11 protein-coding genes and 9 pseudogenes are annotated in these 20,848 nt (G+C 62.0%); 3 read left to right on the top strand and 17 right to left on the bottom strand.

What is annotated here, in order from left to right; translation table 11 throughout:
- Positions 1-151: 151 nt before the first annotated feature.
- The 13 genes and pseudogenes from JTY93_RS13375 to JTY93_RS13315 all read right to left on the bottom strand — a co-directional run.
- Positions 152-913: a PIG-L deacetylase family protein gene (locus tag JTY93_RS13375; protein WP_205478452.1), complete on the bottom strand. Its 762-nt coding sequence runs from the start codon at positions 911-913 to the stop codon at positions 152-154.
- Between the two features lie 174 nt (positions 914-1,087).
- Complete coding sequence (locus JTY93_RS13370) at positions 1,088-1,747, bottom strand: glycosyltransferase family 2 protein (RefSeq protein WP_205478439.1); 660 nt, start codon at positions 1,745-1,747, stop codon at positions 1,088-1,090.
- Positions 1,744-2,343 carry an SAM-dependent methyltransferase gene (locus JTY93_RS13365; protein ID WP_205478441.1) on the bottom strand — a complete coding sequence of 200 codons (600 nt, stop codon included), beginning with the start codon at positions 2,341-2,343 and terminating at the stop codon, positions 1,744-1,746. Before JTY93_RS13365 ends, JTY93_RS13370 begins: the two co-directional genes overlap by 4 nt.
- Positions 2,340-3,100, bottom strand: a pseudogene (locus JTY93_RS13360) (PIG-L deacetylase family protein). The gene JTY93_RS13365 and the pseudogene JTY93_RS13360 overlap by 4 nt, the downstream one beginning before the upstream one ends.
- A pseudogene (locus tag JTY93_RS13355) lies at positions 3,097-4,099 on the bottom strand (acyl-CoA dehydrogenase family protein). The pseudogenes JTY93_RS13360 and JTY93_RS13355 overlap by 4 nt, the downstream one beginning before the upstream one ends.
- A 1-nt stretch (position 4,100) precedes the next feature.
- Positions 4,101-6,241, bottom strand: a pseudogene (gene glgX / locus JTY93_RS13350) (glycogen debranching protein GlgX).
- 117 nt (positions 6,242-6,358) lie between these two features.
- Positions 6,359-6,590: pseudogene (locus JTY93_RS13345) on the bottom strand (DUF2934 domain-containing protein).
- Positions 6,591-6,613: 23 nt separating this feature from the next.
- Positions 6,614-9,358, bottom strand: a pseudogene (locus JTY93_RS13340) (malto-oligosyltrehalose synthase).
- Positions 9,355-11,439 (bottom strand): 4-alpha-glucanotransferase, encoded by a 2,085-nt coding sequence (gene malQ, locus JTY93_RS13335; protein WP_205478121.1) that lies wholly within the window; start codon positions 11,437-11,439, stop codon positions 9,355-9,357. The pseudogene JTY93_RS13340 and the gene malQ overlap by 4 nt, the downstream one beginning before the upstream one ends.
- A pseudogene (gene treZ, locus JTY93_RS13330) lies at positions 11,436-13,194 on the bottom strand (malto-oligosyltrehalose trehalohydrolase). Before treZ ends, malQ begins: the two are co-directional and overlap by 4 nt.
- Before the next feature lie 14 nt (positions 13,195-13,208).
- Positions 13,209-14,772, bottom strand: a pseudogene (gene glgA, locus JTY93_RS13325) (glycogen synthase GlgA).
- A 542-nt stretch (positions 14,773-15,314) separates the two neighbouring features.
- Positions 15,315-16,268, bottom strand: a complete 954-nt coding sequence (locus tag JTY93_RS13320; protein WP_205478118.1) for a D-2-hydroxyacid dehydrogenase family protein — start codon at positions 16,266-16,268, stop codon at positions 15,315-15,317.
- A 26-nt stretch (positions 16,269-16,294) separates the two neighbouring features.
- Positions 16,295-16,820: pseudogene (locus JTY93_RS13315) on the bottom strand (alpha/beta fold hydrolase); the annotation flags it as partial.
- 65 nt (positions 16,821-16,885) lie between these two features.
- Here JTY93_RS13315 and JTY93_RS13310 point away from each other — a divergent pair.
- A complete protein-coding gene (locus JTY93_RS13310; RefSeq protein ID WP_205478117.1) occupies positions 16,886-17,158 on the top strand; it encodes a CopG family ribbon-helix-helix protein in 273 nt (90 codons plus the stop codon).
- On the top strand, positions 17,158-17,433 hold the full coding sequence (locus JTY93_RS13305) for a type II toxin-antitoxin system RelE/ParE family toxin (protein WP_205478116.1): 276 nt from the start codon (positions 17,158-17,160) through the stop codon (positions 17,431-17,433). Before JTY93_RS13310 ends, JTY93_RS13305 begins: the two co-directional genes overlap by 1 nt.
- Before the next feature lie 11 nt (positions 17,434-17,444).
- On the opposite strand, the gene JTY93_RS13300 is transcribed toward JTY93_RS13305, so the two are convergent.
- From JTY93_RS13300 to JTY93_RS13290, 3 genes are all read right to left on the bottom strand, one after another.
- A complete protein-coding gene (locus JTY93_RS13300; RefSeq protein ID WP_205478115.1) occupies positions 17,445-17,876 on the bottom strand; it encodes a YqaA family protein in 432 nt (143 codons plus the stop codon).
- A gap of 3 nt (positions 17,877-17,879) precedes the next feature.
- Entirely contained in the window at positions 17,880-18,326 is a 447-nt protein-coding gene (locus tag JTY93_RS13295) for a DUF411 domain-containing protein (RefSeq protein ID WP_169995498.1), read from the bottom strand.
- A 166-nt stretch (positions 18,327-18,492) separates the two neighbouring features.
- Positions 18,493-18,942 (bottom strand): SRPBCC family protein, encoded by a 450-nt coding sequence (locus JTY93_RS13290; protein WP_205478114.1) that lies wholly within the window; start codon positions 18,940-18,942, stop codon positions 18,493-18,495.
- A 270-nt stretch (positions 18,943-19,212) separates the two neighbouring features.
- Between JTY93_RS13290 and JTY93_RS13285 the strand changes: the two genes are divergently transcribed.
- A complete protein-coding gene (locus tag JTY93_RS13285; protein WP_205478113.1) occupies positions 19,213-19,638 on the top strand; it encodes a hypothetical protein in 426 nt (141 codons plus the stop codon).
- Between the two features lie 54 nt (positions 19,639-19,692).
- Here JTY93_RS13285 and JTY93_RS13280 read toward each other — a convergent pair.
- A pseudogene (locus JTY93_RS13280) lies at positions 19,693-20,845 on the bottom strand (acyl-CoA dehydrogenase family protein).
- Positions 20,846-20,848 lie beyond the last annotated feature (3 nt).

Genomic DNA, 20,848 nt, shown 5'->3' with positions numbered 1-20,848 from the left:
TAAGGGACGGCTGGTTCCGTTTCGTAAAACATCGCCAATGCAAGGGGTTGGCATGGCTTTCTCGACTGCACCTGAACCTGTGCAGTGCTTGTTCCACGTTAGCAACAGCCGCAAAGGGCTGCCACTGTCAGAATTAACAGGTATAGACCAGTTACAGGAACACAATCTCGTAGGGCTCGCGCATCCGCTCCAGCAACACCGGTGGCAGCATCGGCGCCAGGCCGATCAACGGATCGCCCAGCAATTGGCTGGCGTAGGCATGGGCGGCGTGGCGTTTGCGCGCCACGCTCCAGGTGTCGAGGCGCACCTTGCGCGCGCACTGCCAAGGCATGCGCCCGGCCTCGCGGGCGGGCCGATGCCAGGCCCAGATCGGCAACTCCAGCAGACGCGCGCCGGTCAGCGCACAGGCAATGGCGGTGGCGCGACCGACGGCATCGTGGTCGTCATTGCCGTCATTGCGCCAGGTGGTAAACACCGCATCGCCAGGTTGCAGGTAGCGGGCGATGAATTGGCTCAAGAGCTGTTCGCGACCGGCCAGGTCGTTGTCGCCAAAGCCACCGCGAATCCACTTCAGGCTGTGCAGCGGCAAGCCAAGGCGACGCAGGGCCTCGACACTTTCCTGGGGGCGAAACACGCTCAGGCGTTGCGCCGACCACTGGTTGGAACCCGGATGACTGGCACTGCCGTCGGTGATCGAGATCAACTTCAAGGGATAGTCAAGGGCACTGAGCAGTTGCAGCAAACCACCGCAGGCCAGCACTTCGTCACCCGGGTGTGGGGCGACTACCACCACCCGTGAGCCGGCAGGTACCAAGAGGGAAGGGCTGATGGTGGGGATTTGTGCCAGTTGCGGCGCGCTGTTCCAGATTTGCGCCGGCGTAGGGCGACCGTCGTTCAAAGTGGCGGGTTTGATCAATGTCACATCCTTGTCCTGATGATGCAGGTCGTGCCCCGTTAACGGGTCGACTCTCCTTTTTTATCGCGCAGGCACCAAGGCCTGAGCGGCACACTGGCACTTCGAATCCTGAATTGCCGTGCATTAGTATTGTTCATCAGCCGGATTTCGCCGAGTAAAGTTGCAATTTTTTCAAGATGGCTGCATCAGGCCTTTCAAATAGTCGCCAAAACCGCCCTGTGCGCGGCAGTCCAGGCGCGCACTGGTGATGACTTGGGGCGCATGGCTCCAGGCAATGGTTGCGCCACAACGCTCCAGTTGGCGAACCAATTGCACGTCTTCATGACAGGGCAGGGGCTCAAACCCGCCGGCGCGCACATAGGCACCGGCACTCACGCCCAGGTTGGCCCCATGGATATGTCGATGCCCATCACAGGCTTGGTAGGCCTGGTGGTAGCGAATCTGTGCCGTCTGGTCAAAGCCTTCGCTCCAGGCATCCACCGTGACCGTGCCGCAGACCGCATCTACGCCCAGGGCCAGTTGCGCCACCAGCCAATCGGCGGCGACGCGGCTGTCGGCATCGGTGCACGAGATCCAGCGGGCGCCATGGTTGAGCAGGTATCGCGCACCCACCCCGCGTACTTGGCCGACATTACGGGCTTCCACGCAGAGGCTGTGCACCCCGAACGCCTGGGCAATGGCGCTGCTGCGGTCGGTGCAGCTGTCGAGAACCACCAGGATCTGCACCTCCTCGCCGAGCAATCCCGGATGGCTGGCGGCGATCATCGCGGCCTTCAGGCACTCGGGCAACAGCGCCTCTTCGTTGTGCACCGGGATCAGAATGCCGATCATCGCAGGCCCTCACGGTGGGCGACCGAGGCGCTTTCGCGGGACCACAGGTCGAGTAGGAAATCACTGTCAGCCACCTGCGCCACGCGCGACATGCCCAGGCGTTGGTGCAACAACTGGTGGACCTGTTCCGCCGTCTGTGGGCAGCCGTCGATAGGCGGGCGCCAGTGGCAGGCCAGCACCTGCCCATCGTGGGTCAACGCCGCCAGGACCTGCTCGATCAACACGCACAGGTCGTCGTGGTCGAGGTAATAGCACCACTCACTGAGCACGATCAGCTCGAATCGACCTTCCGGCCACTGTGCCGGCAAGCGGCTCTGGCGCACCTGGGCGTGGGCAAAGCCCTGCAGGCGCGCCCGGGCCAGGGCCACCGCCTGGGCTGCGGTGTCGCAACACAACAGCTGATCGCAGCGCGGCGCCAGTTCGGCGCTCAATTCGCCATTGGCGCAGCCGGGTTCGAAGATCGACGTATAACGGGGTTTGCTCAGCAATCCCAGGGTCAAGGCGCGTTTGCGCTGTTCATACCAGCGCTGGCGAAAGGCCCAAGGGTCGTCATTGTCAATAAACAGCTGGTCGAAATAGGCGGTGGCAACACTCATACAAACACCACTTCAAAAGGTTGCAATAGCCGCTCCAGCACATGGGGCGGCAATACGGGCGGCAAGTCGATCTGTGGGTCACCCTCCAATTGGCTGGTGAACGCGTGCAAAGCATGGCACTTGCGCGCTACGGCAGCGGGCGCCAGGGCGATTTTGTGCGCACGGTGCCACGGCACCCGTGGGTCCTCGGGGGTTGCCCAGTGCCAGGTCCACACCGGCAATTCGATCAACTGTGCGCCCACGGCCCGAGCGGCCTGGGCACTGGCGCGGCCCACGGCTTCGTGGTCGCAATGGCCATCTTCGCGCCAGGTGGTGAACACCACGTCCGTGGGCTGCAGGTGCTGCTGGATAAACTGCGCCAATGCCGGTTCCCGCGCCTGTACCTGGCTGTCGGAGAAACCGCCGCGCAGCCAGGTCAGGCGCTGTTGCGGCCAACCCAGGCGTTGCAGCGCCTCGGCGGACTCCAGGGGGCGCACCTCGCGTAAGCGCTGGCGGGGGCCAGCGGGCCGAGCCGGGGTGGCTGGCGCAACCATCGGTCACCGACACCAGCAACAATTCGCGCCCCAGCGCGGCCAGGCCTTCTAACAGGGCCGCCGCAGCCCAGCACTTCATCATCCGGATGGGGCGCGATGATCACTGCGCGTGCGCCTTCGGGCACCAACTGCGCCACGTTGACCAGCGGTAGCGCGGCGACCCGCGCTGAATCTTGCCAGGCGCGCAGTGGGGTGCCCTGGCCGACAATCGGGTTGGCTTTCACAGTTGCCACGTTCCTGCAGATTGCTGCGACAGCTGCTGGCCGAGGGCCGCCAGGTCTCGCTCGGCATGGCTTTGGCGCAAGTACACCGGCAAGTCGGCGATCAACTGGGCAAAGTGCGGGTCCAGGCAATATGGCCCGGCCCCCATGGCCCGCCCAACATGATGGATGACCTCGTTGGCGGCGGCTTCAATTGCTGCCCGCGTGCGGCGTGCCAGCAATTGGGCATTGGCCAGGGGCTGATCGTCGATCTGCCGTGCAGCCTTACGCAACACGGTCGCGGCGGCGTACAACGCCATATCCACCGCGCCCAGATGCGCCAGTGCATGGGGCTCCTCGCGACGGTGACAGTGTTCGCGCAGCGCTTCGGCCAAACGTTGCGCCGCGCCGTACCAACACGCGGCGATGCCGACCCCGCCTTGCCAGAACCCCGGGCGCTGCAGGTAATCCCCGGGCCCGCCGACGGCAACCGCGACGGCGTTGTCGAAAACCACCTCGACACTCGCACAGGCCCCTCATGCCCACGGCTTGCCAGCCGTCGCCGGTCACGTCTACACCCGGCTGATCCATCGCCACCGCGACCAGCTGCTGGCGTTGCTGCTCATCCCAGGTGGTCAATAATCCATGGCTGACCACCGCAGCGCCGGAGCACCAGGCCTTGCGGCCCACCAGCCGCAGTTGGGTGCCAACAGGTCTGACCTGCACCCGTGCCGCCGGCGGTTCGGCGGCCCACATGCCCCAGGTGCTGCCCGCTGGTGGGGCTTGGGCATTGAGTTCGGCCATGATTGCCAGCGCGTCTGTGTGCCCTTCATACAGCTTGCACAGGCTCAAGTTGTGGCCGGCCACCTGGGCCAACTGACTGAAGCGCAGCAGCGTTTGCCCGCCACCGGGGCGCGGCAATTGGTCAAGGCCAGCGTCCACCATGGCTTTGAGCGTCAGGCCAACGCCCTCGATGTCAGCCAGTTCGTGGCGATTGAGTTGGAGAAAATCGTGCAACGCCATTTCACACCTCTTCCTCATGTTGTAGCTCGAACAGTAGCAGCGAGCGTCCGGTCACGGCGTATTCGTGATCAAAGTCGAAACGTTCCTGGCCGCGCACGGCCGGCTGGTTGGTGTCGACCATGCAAGTCCAGAAGCCGCCATCGGGCACTTGGGGCAAACGGAAATTCACCAGGTCATGGTGCGCGTTCACCACCAGCAGCAGCGTGGCATCGGCCCCTGGCCGGCGAATCCCGGTTTCCTGGGCGCGGCCATCCATCAACATCCCCAGGCAACGGCCCTGGCTGTCCTCCCACTGTTCGATGGTCATTTCGTTGCCATCGGGAGCCAGCCAGGTCACATCCTTGACCCCGATGTCTTCGTTGTAGTCGCCCACCAGGAAACGCCCGCGACGCAGAATGGGGTAGGCCAGGCGCAGCTTGATCAGGCGCTTGACGAACTTGAGCAAGGACTTGCCATCTTCATCCAGCTCCCAGTTGACCCAGCCGATTTCGCTGTCCTGGCAATAGGCGTTGTTGTTGCCGTGCTGGGTGCGTGCGAACTCGTCCCCGGCCACCAGCATCGGCGTGCCCTGGGCCAGCAACAGGGTGGCGAAGAAGTTGCGCATCTGGCGCAGGCGCAGTGCGTTGATCTCGGGGTCTTCGGTGGGGCCTTCGACGCCGTGGTTCCACGACAGGTTGTTATTGCTGCCGTCCTGGTTGTTCTCGTCGTTGGCTTCGTTGTGCTTGTCGTTGTAGGACACCAGGTCGTGGAGGGTGAAGCCATCGTGGGCGGTGATGAAGTTCACCGAACTGTAGGGGCGCCGCCCGCGCTGGTTGAACATTTCGCCGGAAGCGGTCATGCGCCCGGCAAAGTCGGCCAGTTGCCCATCATCGCCTTTCCAGAACGCGCGCACGGTGTCGCGGAAACGGTCATTCCATTCCACCCAGCCTGGCGGGAACTTACCAACCTGATAACCGCCGGGGCCCACATCCCAGGGTTCGGCGATCATTTTCACCTGGCGCAGCACCGGGTCCTGGCGGCAGGCGACCAGGAAGCTGTGGCGCTCGTCGAAACCACCGTGATAACGCCCGAGAATGGTCGCCAGGTCGAAGCGGAAACCATCCACATGCATCTCCGTGGCCCAGTAGCGCAGGGAGTCGGTGACCATTTGCAGCACGCAGGGATGGCTCAGGTCGAGGGTGTTGCCGGTCCCGGAGTCGTTGATGTAGAAGCGCTTGTCGTCGGGCATCAGGCGGTAGTAGGAGGCATTGTCGATGCCGCGCATGGACAGCGTCGGGCCCTGCTCGTTGCCTTCGGCGGTGTGGTTGTAGACCACATCGAGGATCACCTCCAGCTTGGCTTCGTGCAGGTGCGCGACCATTTCCTTAAATTCGGCGATCTTGCCACTGGCCAGGTAGCGCGGGTCGGGGGCAAAGAACGCGATGCTGTTGTAGCCCCAATAGTTGGTCATGCCTTTTTGCAGCAGGTGCTGGTCATTGACGAAGGCGTGGATCGGCAGCAGTTCCACCGATGACACGCCCAGTTGGCGAATGTGCTTGAGCACATCGTCGACCATCAGCCCGGCGCAGGTGCCGCGCACAGCCTCAGGGACCGAAGGATGGCGCATGCTGATGCCGCGCAGGTGGGTCTCGTAGATGATGGTGCGGTCCCACGGTGTGCGCACGGGCTGGTCGTTGCCCCAGGTGTGGGCCGGGTCAATGACTTTGCATTTGGGCACGAAGGGTGCGCTGTCGCGCTCATCAAAGCTCAGGTCGGCATCCGGGTGGCCGATGGTGTAGCCAAACAGGGCTTCGGACCACTTGAGCTCGCCCACCAGTTGCTTGGCGTAGGGGTCGATCAACAATTTGTGATGGTTGAAACGATGGCCATTGGCAGGATCGTAGGCGCCGTAGACGCGGTAGCCGTAGATCAGCCCCGGGTGGGCGTCGGGCAAGTAGCCGTGGAAGGTCTCGTCGGTGTATTCCGGTAGTTCGATGCGCTCAAGTTCCACTTCGCCGGTATCGTCGAACAGGCACAGCTCGACTTTGGTGGCGTTGGCCGAGAACAGTGCGAAATTGACCCCAGACCGTCCCAGGTCGCGCCGAGGGGGAAGGGCAAGCCTTCACGAATCCGCGATGGCTCGGTATCGGGTGTCTTGGTCATAGTGGTGTTGCTCCTGCAAAGTTTTTTCGGGCCGAACGGGGCCGTGCTGACATCAGGTCAGATCAATCGTTGAGCTGTTTTGTAGGAGCCGGTGCGCCGGCTCCTACGGGAGGGTGGTCAGCCGACGGGCTTGCGTGGGGCTCGGGGCTTTTTGGCGGCGGCGGGTTTTTTCAGCCGCAGGTTTTGCCTTGGCCTTGGTGCCGGCCTTGGGTTTGGTGGGGGTCAGTGCCTCGGCTTCGGCCAGTTTGCGGGCCATTTCCCAGTGACGGGCTTCCTGGCCTTCGGGCTTACCTTCGGACTCCCAGATCTGATACGCGAATTCACGGACGCGCTTGTCTTCGGTGCTCATCGCAATGCTCCTCACAGAAAATTTCAGCTTTCTCGATCGTCAGAATGGATAAAGACATTCACCGACATCCCCCAGGGCTGCGCTGATCAGTAGCTCCTTGTTGGGTGTGACTACACCTGTTTGCAAAAGTCCCTTCCAATTTTGCATCGTGGCGTCGAACGGTAATTGGATCCGGGTATCGCCCCAAACCTGCGCATCCACCCGGGGTTGGGCGCTGTTTTCAAGCAGCGCGTGGGTCCAGCGCGGCACCACCACCAACAGCCATTGGCCCTGATACTCGCGACTGAAGGCAACCACCCGTTGGGCATGCCTGCCCAGCACTTGCAGTGGTTCATAGCGGCCCCTGGCAAACAACAGTGGGTGGGCCTTGCGCAGGTTCAGCACCTGGGCAATCAACGCCTGTTTCAGGTGCCCGTCACGCCAGCGCTCAAGCAAGTCGCCCGGTTCTGCCGCCAGTGCCCGTTGCCGGGCGCTGAAGTCCACCGGCCGCCGGTTGTCCGGATCCACCAGGCTCAAGTCCCAGAATTCGTCGCCCTGGTACAGGTCCGGCACACCTGGCACGGTGTTGCGCAGCAAGGATTGCGCCAGCCCGTTCAGTGCTCCGGCGGGGCGTGATGGCCTCGGCGGCAGCGTGGATCGCCGTGCGCAAGGGCAGGCCGATCGGGTCGAGCAACAGGCGCGTGAGGAACGCTTCGACACCCTGCTCATAGAGGTCGTTGGGCGCGCTCCAACTGCTGTGCAATTTGGCTTCGCGCAGGGCTTTTTGTTGCCATTGCCAGAGGCGTTGCTGGTAGTCGTCGATGTCTTGCAGGTCCAGGGGCCAACTGCCCAGCAGCACCTGGTAGAGGATCAGCTCATCGCCGGCCGAAGGAATGCCCGGATCTTCGCGCAACGGCATAGCCAGCCGGCGCCAATGCTGCACCTGCTCGACATACCACGGCGCACATTCACTGAGCACCGCCAGGCGCGCGCGGCTGTCTTCGCCGCGCTTGTGGTCATGGGTGGCGGTGGCCAGCAGGTTATCGGGGAAGGTCTGCAGGCGCTGCTGATTGGCGGCATGAAAGTCAGCCAGGGGCGCGCTGAACTGCTCGGTACTGAAGCCTACGTCATTGCGCGAGAGCAATACCGCCGAGCGGTAGAAGGCGGTGTCTTCCACGGCCTTGGCGGCCGCCGGCGAGGTCAGTTGCTGGAAGCGCACGCAGGCGTGCTTGAGGATCTTGCGCGGTTGCCCCACGGGACGCTCGCGCCAGGGTTGGCCACCGAGCCATTGTTGCAGGCAGTCGAGCACTGGCCAGTCGGCTTCGCTCAAGGTCCCTCGGGCGCCGGCCAGGGCCTGCTGGAACACGCTTTCGTCAGCGGCACCACGGCCACAGGCGCTGATATAGGTGCGGTATACCGGAAAATGTACGACCAGTTCCTGTAAGGCGCGGCGGATCGCGCCCAAGGTCAGGTCACGGCTCATCACGTCCGCACGGGCCACTTGCAGCAGGGCCTGGGCCACGCTTTCAAAATCCCCGGCCAGGGAGCCGTTGAGGACCTGTTGCCGGGCCAGCCAGGCTTCCTCGATAAATGCCGAAGGCCGTTCAGTGGCCTCGCGCCAGAGCCGGGCCAAGGCGTCGAAACCCTGTGGGTCGTGCTGCACCAGCGACACCTGGTTCATGAATTCATAGCCGGTGGTGCCATCTACCCGCCAGTCTTCGCGCAGGGTTTCGCCGGCGCCGAGGATCTTCTCGACAAAGATCGGCAAGTGGCGATCTGGTGACAATCCATCCACGCGCCGCCGCAACTTGCGGCAGTAACCCCGTGGATCGGCCAGGCCGTCGATATGGTCGATGCGCAGGCCGTCCACCAGGCCCTCGCTGATCAGTTGGAAGATCTTGCTATGGGTGGCCTCGAACACCGTGGTGCGCTCCACCCGCAGGCCGCCGAGCTCGTTGACGTCGAAAAAGCGCCGCCAGTTGATGTCATCCGCTGCCGTGCGCCAACTGGCCAGGCGATAGGCTTGTTGTTCGAGCAACTGATGCAGGCGGGCAAAACCCTGGGGGTGGCGCGCATCAAATATTTCCAGGGCCTGTTCGATGGCCGTCAGGGTCAGTGGGTCCTGCGCCCGCTGCGCCAGTGCCTGTTTCAGGCTGGCGGCCTGGGGCCAGGCATCGGCCTGATACGCCAGGGCGCTGAAGCGGTCGGCCAAGTCTTTGAGGGGGGATGGGCGCGCAGGATATCGCCGTAGTCACTGGGGCAGATCGGGAAGCGGTGTTCGTAGTGTTCGACAAAAAACTGCCCTGGGCTGGGTCAAAACCCAGGGGCAGCGCGCCGCTTTGCAGGGCTTCGCCGTAGTCGCTACCGAGGAAGGGCATCAACAGTTGGCCCTTGAGCAGCGGGTCCGGTGAGTGCCACTGGATATCGAAGAACTCGCTGTAGGGACTCAGGCGCCCCCATTCCAGCAGGTCCAGCCACCAGGGGTTGTCGCTGCCGCCGACGGCCATGTGGTTGGACACGATGTCCAGAATCAGGCCCATGTCGTGTGCCCGCAGGGCGGCCACCAGGCGGCGTAGCGCCGGTTCGCCGCCAAGCTCTGGGTTGACGGTGGTCGGGTCGACCACATCGTAGCCATGCATCGAGCCAGCGCGGGCCTTGAGCAGGGGCGAGGCGTACAGGTGGCTGATGCCCAGGCTGGCGAAATACGGCACCAGCGGCACCGCATCATCGAGGGTAAAGCCCTTATGGAACTGCAGGCGCTGGGTGGCCCGTAGCAACACGGCGTTCATCGGTCACGCTCTAGGGCCTGATTGCGCGCCACAGCCAGCAACTCCAGGCGCCGCGAGGCGTTTTCATCTTCGAGCAACTGCGCAGCATCCCTCGGCAAGCGCCGGCGCCAGTTGGGATGGGTGTCGATGGTGCCGGGCAGGTTGGCTTGCTCTTCGACGCCCAGGGCATCTTCCAGGGGCAGCAACACCAGCGGCGCACGGGTGTGGCCGAGGTAGCGCACGCTGGCATCAAGCATCTGGTCGGTTTCGTTGCGCAGTTCATCGCGCAAATTTTGCGGGTCTTGCACCAGGGCCTGGCGCAGTGCCTCGCGCTCACGCTGACGGTGTTCGCTCCATTGTTCCACCGTGGGCGTGTCGATCAGCCCCAATTGCACATTCCAGTCGATATCGCGGCTGTGCCACCAGCCATAGAGTGTCGGCAGGTCATGGGTGCTGGTGGTGGCCAGGGCGTTGTCCGGCCAGTCGAGGATCGGCGTGAAGCGCCCGCCATGGTCCTGTTCAAACAACAGCACGCGCATGCCAAGCATGGCGCGGGCGCTGAGTTTTTCCCGCAGACCCTCGGGCACCGTGCCCAGGTCTTCGCCCAGCACAATCGCGCGATGCCGGCTGGATTCCAGAGCCAGCAGGCGCAGCAAATCGTCTACCGGGTAATACAGGTATGCGCCATGTTTGGGCGAGGCGCCCTTAGGGATGACCCATAGCCGTTGCAGGCCCATCACATGGTCGATACGCAAACCGCCGGCATGGGCGAAGTTGGCCCGCAGCATTTCGATAAACGCCCGGAAGCCATTGCGCTTCAGGCCTTCGGGGGAAAACGCGGAGATGCCCCAGCCTTGGCCGGCACGGTTGAGGATATCCGGTGGTGCGCCCACGGTAAGGTCGGCCAGCAGTTCATCCTGCCGGCTCCAGGCCTGGCTGCCGGCACCGTCGGCGCCCACGGCCAGGTCGGCAATCAGGCCGATACCCATGCCACTGCCCCGTGCAGCTTGCTGCGCACGTTCAAGGCAGCGGGCGATCAGCCATTGGTTGAAGACATAAAAACCGATCGCCTCGGCCTGTTCGGCGGCAAAGTGTGCCAACGCGGCGCTACCGGGGTCGCGCCATTCCTCGGGCCACTGGCGCCAGTCGAGGCTTTCACCGTTGGCGGCGCGTACGGCCTGCACGGCTTCAAAGCGGCAATGGTTTTCCAGGGCCTCGCCACCGGCCTGACGGAAACTCTGGAAGTCCGCCTGCTGCGGGTGTTCGCCCTGGCAGAAGTCCTCGTACAGGGCCCGCAGTAGGCGTTGCTTGGCCTTGGCGGCGGCGGGCCAGTCGATCAGGCTTTGTTGTTCCAGTTCTTGCAGTTCATCGGCCAGCCCCGTGGATTCGATGGCGCTGCGCAATGCGCGTTCGCCGAGGATGCAGCCGGGGGAGGCATACAGGCTGTTGAGGAACAGGCGACTGGACGGTGAATAGGGGCTATAGCGCTCGGTATCGGCACCGAACATCGCGTGCAGCGGGCTGATCGCCAGGGCATCGACGCCCCGTTCAGCCGCGGCGCGGGCCAGTTGCTCCAGGGCCTGGGTGTCACCGAACCCACCGTCGCCGCTGCGGCGCAAGGCATATAGCTGGGCGCTCAGGCCCCAGGCGCGGGCGGGCTGACTGTCCACCGCCTCGGCGACACTGAAACACTGATGAGGGGCAACGGCCAGGGTGAAGGACTGGTCGGCGATATGCACCTGGTGGTAGCCCACGGGCAGGACGCCGGGCAGTGTGGCTTCGGCATCCAGCGTCAAGCTTTGGGTGTTGCCGTCTTCAAGGTGAACCTGGCACGGCGTGTGGGGGGTGAAGTAAGCCGCCAGGTCAAGGCCGCTGCCAACGTCCACGGTCAACAGCGGCGCCAGGTGCCTGTCTTGCTGCACGCGCTCGAGGTCTTGCAGGCTGGCGGCGATGGCGGCATCGGTGTCGGCGGGGTGGCCGAGGCCTTGGAGTACGGCGCGCAACGCGTCGGCACTGACATGCTGCGGGCGGCCGTTGGCGTCGATCCAGTCCACCGCCAGGCCCGCACGGCTGGCGAGTATTTCCAATTGCGCTTCGCTCAAGAGTGCTCTCCAACAGATGATGAGGTGTCACCCGGCGTCAGGCTGACGCGGGCAGAGAAGGGCGTGAGTAACTTAGGGTCGCTGCTGGTGCTGAACAGTTCGTGGATGCCGGCCGGGTGATGCAGGGTGGCCGGGCTCAGGTTGAGATCGATCTGCAACAGGCGGCCGTTGCCCAGGCGCCAGCGTGCCGACACCGCGCCCTTGCCCAGGATTTGCACGCCGAGGGCGGTGCTGCCGGGCAGATGGGGGCACGATATGCTGCCGGCGCAGGCCCAGTAGTTGCCGATACAGCACCGCCGGCGCCTGGGTAAACCGTGGCATGGAGCGCTCAAAGGTCTGCAGCGCGTTGGGGTCGGGAATCTGCGCACGGCGTGCGGGGTCACTGAAGGCGGCGAATTCAGCAAATTCATTGCGCCGGCCTTCGCGCACCGCCTCGGCCAGTTCGCCGTGATGGTCGGTGAAAAACAGAAACGGCTGTGGGGCGTTGACTTCATCCCCCATGAACAGCAGCGGGATCATCGGCGACATTAATAGCAGCGTGGTTGCCGCCTCCAAGGCCTGGGGCGAACACAGTTGGTGCAAGCGCTCGCCAAGGGCGCGGTTGCCGATCTGGTCGTGATTCTGCAAAAACAACACAAAGGCGCTGGGCGGCAAATGAGCGCTGGGCTCGCCGCGCCGGGTACCGTGGCGCGTGGTTTCGCCCTGGTAGATAAAACCTTCGCCCAGGCAGCGGGCCAGTTTGGCGGTGGGGTCGTCGGCAAAGTCGGCGTAGTAGGCGTCCGTCTCGCCGGTCAACAGCACGTGCAGGGCGTTATGCCCGTCATCGTTCCATTGCGCGTCGAAGCCCTGCTGCAACAGGCCGGCCTGGTTGAATTCGTTTTCCAGCACCAGCCACACGTGGCGCCCCGGGTCTACCTGCTCACGTATCCGTTGGGCCAGCGCCGTCAGGAACGTCGGATCGTTGATGGCATGCACCGCGTCCAGGCGCAGACCGTCGAAGCGGTAGTCCATAAGCCACATCAGGGCGTTGTCGATAAAGAAGTCGCGCACTTCGCGGCGGCGAAAGTCGATGCCGGCGCCCCACGGGGTGTGGCTGTCTTCGCGGAAAAAGCCTTTGGCATACTGGCCCAGGTAATTGCCGTCGGGACCAAAGTGGTTGTAGACCACGTCGAGGATCACCGCCAGGCCATGCTCATGGGCCGTGTCGATCAGGTGTTGCAACTGCTCGGGTGTGCCCAGGGATGCCTGTGGTGCGTAGGGCAAGACCCCGTCGTAGCCCCAGTTGCGTTCACCGGGGCATTGGGCCAAGGGCATCAGCTCGATGGCGGTAACGCCCAGCTCTGCCAGGCGTGGCAGGTGCTGCTCCACAGCGGCGTAGCCACCCAGTATCCCCACATGCAGCTCGTAGATCACCGCTTCATGCCAGGGCCGGCCTTGCCAAGTGCTGTGGCGCCAGGAGTAGGCCTGGGGATCGACCACCACGCTGTCGCCATGCACATCAGCATGCTGCAGGCGTGAAGCAGGGTCCGGCACGTCCCGCTCACCATCAACGGTGTAGTGGTAGCGGGTGCCGGCCCCACAGCGTACATGGGCGACAAACCAGCCCTCTGCCTGGGGCAGCATGGGCACTGACTGACCATTGTGCAGCTGGACGCTGACATCAGACGCATCAGGCGCCCACAGGGCGAAGCGGGTATGTTGCGCATCCTGCATGATCGCGCCGTGGGGCCATGTTTCCAGAGTCCGTAACGGCATCTATTCCAACCTCTTTATGCTTTCGCTGATTTTCCCAGCGCTTTCGCTACCAGTTGCTCGTAAAGTTCCGCATAGGGTTCTACCGCCTGGCACCAGTTGAACGGCGCGGCCATGGCTCGGCAGCGCATGGCGTTGAACAGGCCTGGGAAGGCAAACACCTTGAAGGCGCGGGCGAGGGCGGCTTCGTAGCTTTGCACGGTGGATTCGTCGAACAAAAAGCCGGTCACGCCGTCTTCGATGGTGTCAGCCAGGCCGCCGGTATTGCGCGCCACCGGCAGCGAGCCGAAGCGCTGGGCGTACATCTGGCTCAGGCCGCAAGGCTCGTAGCGCGAGGGCATCAACAAAAAGTCGCTGCCGGCAAACATGCGGCGGGCATCGGTTTCGTTAAAGCCGATTCGTACCCCAATGCGCCCGGGGAACCTCAGGGCCAAGGCACGCATGGCTTGTTCTTCTTCCGGCTCGCCACGGCCGATAATCGCGATCTGCCCACCGTTTTCCACAATAAAGCCGGCGACGGCCTCGGTCAGGTCCAGGCCTTTCTGGTACACCAGGCGCGACACCACGGCGAACAGCGGGCCGGTGGACGCGTCCAGGCCGAATAGCTTGCGCACATGGCTGGCGTTGACCGCCTTGCCTTGCCAATCGCCGATATTGAAGGGGTGATCCAGGTGCGGGTCGGTGGACGACTCCCAGCTTTCATCGATGCCGTTGGGAATACCACTGAGCAGACCTTGCTGGGTCTTGCTGGCAAGGAAGCCATCCAGGCCGCAACCGAACTCGGGGGTGGTGATCTCCCGGGCGTAGGTGGCGCTGACCGTGGTGATATGGCTGGAATACGCCATGCCGGCCTTGAGGAAGGACATCTTGCCGTAGAACTCCATGCCTTCCTGTTGCAAGGCATGTTCGGGAATCCCCAGCTCCGGGGTCGAGGCCAGGCTCACCACACCCTGGTAAGCCAGGTTATGAATGGTGAACAGGGTGGGGGGTGCGTGACCCACGCCAGTGCATATAGGCCGGCGCCAGGCCGGCTGGCCAGTCATGGGCGTGCACCAGGTCCGGGCACCAGTGGATTTGCGCGAGGTTGGCGGCAATATCAGCGGCGGCCAGGCCCAGGCGGGCGAAGCGGATGTGGTTGTCAGGCCAGTCGCGACCGTTGTTGGCGCCATACGGCGTGCCTTCGCGCTCGTACAGTTCGGGGCAGATCAGGACATAGATGACCAAGCCATCCTTGAGGTCCATGCGCCCGATCTTGCACGGCGGCAGCGCAGCATGGCCGCCGAGTTCGCCGATGATATGGATCGGGTTGTCGCTGTCCAGCACCTGGCGGTAGCCCGGAATCAGCACGCGCACATCGTGTAGGTGCGCCATGGCCCGGGGCAGGGCTGCGGACACATCTCCCAGGCCACCGGTTTTCACCAGATCGGCCAGTTCCGAGGTTACAAACAGGACTTTCTTGCGATTGGGGTTTTGAGACGAGACCGGCCGCACCACTGTGCCAGGCAGGTCAACCAAGGCGGTTGGCCCCTCGACCGGCTGACTGAAACGCTGTCCCTGAATTCCCGAAGTGGCACTGATCATAATTCTCTCCCATGTGTGAGTCAGCCGAGAGCCTGGCGCCCTCAGCGAAAGTCAACCGCGTCCTGCGGTCACGCGCACTAGCACTGCACAGACTGGCAAGGCTTATGCCAATTGCACCGAACTGATAAATAGATTGGATGGGCGGACGTCCGGCTGGCGCCGGTAGCGTGCGTCCTACCTTAAACCTGACCTACGGCAGAGTTGGAAAGTTTAGATTTATTGCGGGGGCTTTTATTCTGATCGTGACCCATCGGTCATGAGTCTAGGGCACAGGCCAGAGCACGCAAGGGCTGTAGGATAATGCTGTAGGACAATTTTATTTTTTCAGCCGGGCGCTTCCCTTGCCGGCGCTGAGGCCTTCGTCAACGGCGCACTTCTCAAGGTCGCCATCGCCGGCAAGCCGGCTCCTACAGGGAAATGCCTCTTCGTGGGGCATCGGGGTTGGGCTGCTCGATAGAGTGCAGTCGCCTACTTAAAGTGATTTGTTAAGAGTTTATATCTATATAAATCAATATCTTACTATATGTACTTAAAGTAAATAATCAGATCAGGCTGCGCAATGCCTGCCCACTGGCCCACGCCTGGATGTCGTCGATCATCTGCCCATAGAACTGCCGGTAGTTGTGCTCGCTGACATAGCCCACATGGGGTGTGGCCAATACATTGGGCAGATGGCGAAACGGGTGATCGACTGGCAACGGCTCATGTGCGAACACATCCAGCGCCGCGCCCGCCAATCGCCCATGGCGCAGCGCATCGATCAACGCCGCCTCATCGACGATCGGCCCGCGTGCGGTGTTGACCAGGCGCGCGCTGGGTTTCATCCAGCCCAGGGCCTGGGCATCTACCAGGCCACGGCTGCGCTCGCTGAGTACCAGGTGAATCGACAGAACATCTGCCTGCTCGAACAGCTCGCGCTTGCTGACCCAGGTCACCCCGACAGCCGCCGCCCGTTCTATGGTGAGGTTTTCACTCCACGCAATCACGCGCATGCCAAACACTTGGCCAAACTGCGCCACGCGCTGGCCGATGCTGCCCAAACCGAGGATGCCCAGGGTCTTGCCATGTAGATCGCCGCCCAGCCCTTGCTGCCACTGGCCGGCGCGCAAGGAATTCGCTTCGGCCAGTAGATTGCGGGTGGAAGCCATGATCAGGGCCCAGGTCAGCTCGGGCGCCGCGTGTTTGTAGCTGTCGGTGCCACACACCTGGATGCCCAGGGCCTTGGCGGCGGCGAGGTCGATGGCCGCGTTGCGCATGCCGCCGGTGACCAGCAATTTAAGGGCCGGCAGTCCCTGCAACAGCGCCTTGTCGAAGGTTGTGCGCTCACGCATCAGGCAAATCACCTCAAAACCCTGCAAACGCTCGATCAGGGTCGCGGTGTCGGCGGGATAGTCATGCAGGAAGTGCACCTTGCCGATCGCTTCCAGGGCGGACCAATCCACTACGTCACGTGCCACATTTTGCCAATCGTCAATGACTGCTATCTGTACTGACATGCACACCTGCCTAGGGTTAAGTGGAATTAGAGCGCCTTGAGTCCTTGCAACAGCGCCTGGTGAAAGTGCGCGGGTTCTTCCATCTGCGGGGCATGGCCCAGGCCTGGGAACTCCACCAGCGTTGAATGGGGAATGAGCTTGGCCACCTGCTTGCCCAGTTCGTTGTAGCGGCCGATCCTGGCCTTGACCTCGGGCGGTGCGTTATCACTACCGATGGCGGTGATATCAAACGTACCAATCAGCAGCAGGGTGGGCATCTGCAGGTCCTTGAACTCGTAGTACACCGGCTGGGTGAAGATCATGTCGTAAATCAACGCCGAGTTCCACGCCCCTCGTTTGTGGCCAGAGTGTTGATTGCCAGCTGCTGGAAGCTGTACTGATAGTGCTCGGGCTTGCTGGAGGTGCAGAAGCCGATCTGGTACGGCGCGATCAACCCGGTAACCGGCTTCACCGACGCCTCCCAAGTCGCGCCACAGAAGTTCTTGTCGTGCATCAGCGGTCATTGGCAGGGCTTTTGGCGGGCACGTCCATATACGTCAACCTGACGGCGCGCTTGACGATGTAGAATTATTTACTACGATTAACTTTGAATCGATTAACTATCAGGAGCCTCTATCATGGCAACCCCAGGGAAAACCCGATCTGTCACGGCTCACGTCCCTGAGCAACTGGCCCAAAAAGTCGATTTGATGGCAGAACGCCTGGAGCGCTCCAAAAACTGGATCGTCAGACAGGCGCTCTCCGCTTGGATCGACCAGGAAGAAGAACGTAGCCGACTGACACGCGAAGCCTTGGCAGATGTTGACGCTGGACGCGTCATTGATCACCAAGCAGTCCAAGCCTGGGCGGACAGCCTAAGCACCGACGCGCCATTGCCGGTACCACGCTAATGGAGTTGAAGTGGACGAGCAGCGCGCTGTCCGACATTAGCCGGCTTTATGAGTTTCTGGCCGCGGTGAATCAATCTGCCGCCGCACACGCCGTGCAGCGCCTCACAGCCGCGCCAACGACGCTGTTGGCCAACCCACGCATCGGCGAACGTCTGGAAGAGTTCGAAGCAAGGGATGTGCGCCGAATTCAGATCGGCCAGTATGAGATGCGCTACGAAATAGTGGACTCCACAATCTATCTACTGCGCCTGTGGCACACCCGGGAGGATCGGTAACCTGTTAACTGTTACATCCAGTGCAGCGTCAGCATTGCCACCACGGCATAACGAGCCGCCTTGGCCAGGCTGACGATTAACAAAAAACGCCATAGCGGCTCCTTCATCACCCCGGCCACCAGGGTCAGTGGATCGCCAATGATCGGTACCCAACTGAGCAGCAGCGACCAATGTCCCCAGCGTCGATAGTGGCTACGGGCCTTTTCCAGTTGTGCGGTGCTGACGGGAAACCAGCGGCGGTCCTTGAACACTTCGACCGAGCGCCCCAACAACCAGTTGACCAACGAGCCCAAGACATTGCCCAGGGTCGCGATCCCCAGCAGCAACCCTACCGAGTAGTTGCCATTGAGCAGCAGCGCGACGAGTACCGCTTCCGATTGCAGTGGCAACAGCGTGGCGGCGCCGAAGGCGCTGAAAAACAGCCCTGCATAGCCTGCGAGCATCAATCAGTGGGCCGGGTATTCGGCGACCACTACATCTTTGCCTTCGCGGGTCAGGCCAATGACTTGATAGGCGTCGCTCATGCCATCCATTTCCATGCCCGGCGAGCCCATGGGCATGCCCGGTGCGGCGATGCCCAGCAGGTCGTCACGCTTGCGCAGGGCCAATACCTGATCGGCGGGTACGTGGCCTTCGACGAATTTGCCGTCGATCACCGCGGTATGGCAGGACGCCAGGCGGGGTGCTACGCCCAGTCGCTGTTTGACCGAACTCATATCGGCTTCAACATGGTCGTTGACCTTGAAGCCGTTGCTTTCCAGGTGGCTGATCCACTTCTTGCAGCAGCCGCAATTGGCATCACGGTGCACGTCAATCGGGATCAACTCGGCGGCCTGGGCCAGGGTGGATATGAACAGGGCCGACAGCAACGTCAGGCGCAGGGTGGTTTTCATAGACGGGTCCCATGGGGTACGGAGTGCGCAAAGAGGGCGCATTGTCCGCGCTTTTGCGCAGCAGGTCAGGTGGTTATGTTTCGAAATTATACGAGCACGCGACAGCCCTGCAGCTTAGTGCCCGCAGCTTTCAGCAAGCTGAGAGAAACATGACAAGTTTGTCAGTTCAGGAGGTTTCCAGGCGCTGCTTGAGCTGGTCCAGGGCCTTGTCAGACAGCTCAATCATGCGTATTCGCAAGGTTGCCAGCTGCAGTTCGGTGTCATAGCTCAGGACACGTTTGAACAAGGTGCCACTGCCATGGGGCTGGAGGAAGTAGTGAATGCAGCCGTCGACGACAAGGGAAGTGAACACGGTCTTGAACTCCCGTGGCCGCACCGCAATCTGCACTCGGTAACTCATGGTGACACGTACCCCCATCAGGTCGATGACCTCAGTAAACCGCTGGCCGGCGGGTAATGAACCGCTGGTGCCGGTGTCTGCGCTCAGGGAGGTGGGGTGCCATTCGTGCCAGCGGTCGGGCTGGGTGACGTAGTCGTAGACGGTTTCGATGGGGGCTTGGATGAAGCGTTCCTGGCTGATTAGCTCGACGCGGCGCGAGTGCTCGACTGCATTCATGACACACCTCCTGTGTGGCTAGGAACTGTCAGAATAGTCGCACTTGCCAAGAGTGCGCGGTGTGATCGGCTTTTATTGCTGGCTGATAATGATGCGGGGCGGCGGGTAGAACCTGCGCAAGATGAGTCATCTGATTGCACCCTGCGCCTGTAGAATCGCAATTAAAAATGCACTTTTTAGACTGTCATATCTGACAGTTTCAATTAACGGTGACTCGCCTTTTAATAAGCATGTTCCTCATTTGCCCAACCATCATGCAGGGTGAGAAAAATGCCTACTAATGCGCGTCCGGAAATCAAGAGCAGCGAAGTTAAATCAAATGGCACCATGGAAGGTGAGGTTTTCATCGACACCGTTTATAGCTATCCATTCAAGGCGAACTTTGTTCATTACGTGAACAATCAGTCCCTCATACAACTGTATGGCAGCCAAGGGGAGTCACAGGACAGCACAATTATTGCTGTATCACTAAGAGCGAGAACCCCCTCAGGCTTTTATGAGTTTGATGGGCCGGAAATCACCGATATGAGCTATTCCCCACCGAGTGGAGAAGACCCATGGATGGTGACCGGTGGTGGCCTCGCCGTCACATTTAATGAAGATGGAAAACGGGCTAGCGGAACCCTGCAAGTTTTGGCCAAGCGTGGATCTAAAAAACTGGATGCGACGGTGAAGTTCAATATAAGCAATCAATGAAAAACACCTTGAGTGATGATTGTTCCCGATCAAGAGGACAATCATCAATTTCGCTCAGATCTGATAGTTCTTCAGTTCCCGTGCAATCACCATCCGCTGGATCTCACTAGTCCCCTCATAGATCTGGGTAATCCGCGCATCCCGGTAGTAGCGTTCTACTGGGTAGTCTTCCAGGTAGCCATAGCCGCCATGGATCTGCATCGCCGAAGAGCAGACCTTCTCGGCCATTTCCGAAGCGAACAGCTTGGCCTGGGAGGCCTCCGACAGACACGGCTTGCCGGCACTGCGCAAGCGCGCGGCATGCAGGATCAGCAGGCGCGCCGCATTGAGCCGGGTCTGCATGTCGGCCAGCAGGTTGGCCACGCTTTGGTGCTCGATGATGGCCTTGTCGAACTGCACCCGGTCACGGGCGTAGGCCAACGCGGCTTCAAAGGCCGCACGGGCGATGCCCAGGGCCTGGGCGGCGATGCCGATGCGCCCGCCTTCCAGGTTGGACAGGGCAATGGCCAGGCCCTTGCCGCGTTCGCCCAGCAGGTTGGCTTCGGGAACTGTGCACTGGTTGAGGGTCACTGCGCAGGTGTCCGAGGCGCGGATGCCCATCTTGTGTTCGGTGCGGTCCACGGTAAAGCCTGGGGTGTCAGTGGGGACGAGGAACGCCGAAATACCTTTCTTACCCAACTCTGGGTCGGTCACCGCGAACACGATTGCCAATTTGGCACGCTTGCCGTTGCTGACAAACTGTTTGGCGCCGTTGATCACCCACTGGCCATCACGCAGTTCGGCACGGGTGCGCAGGTTGTGGGCTTCGGAGCCGGCCTGGGGCTCGGTCAGGCAGAAGCAACCGATGGCCTGGCCACTGGCGAGCTGGGCCAGCCAGGTCCCTTTCTGTGCAGGTGTGCCGTAGTTGAGGATTGGGCCGCAACCCACTGAATTATGGATACTCATCAGCGCGCCTACCGCACCGTCACCCGCCGAAATTTCCTCGACGGCCAAGGCGTAGGCCACGTAGTCCACGTAGGTGCCACCCCCATTCTTCCGGTACCACCATACCCAGCAGACCCAGCTCGCCCATCTTGGCCACCAGGCCATCATCGATCCAGCCGGCTTTTTCAAAGGCCTGGGCATGGGGAGCGATTTCGCCTCGGGCAAAGTCGCGCGCCATGTCGCGAATCATGACTTGTTCTTCTGTAAATTCAATATCTTGCATAAG

This window comes from Pseudomonas hygromyciniae (assembly GCF_016925675.1).
GTDB classification, from domain to species: Bacteria; Pseudomonadota; Gammaproteobacteria; order Pseudomonadales; family Pseudomonadaceae; genus Aquipseudomonas; species Aquipseudomonas hygromyciniae.
This window is presented reverse-complemented; position numbering and strand designations above follow the sequence as displayed.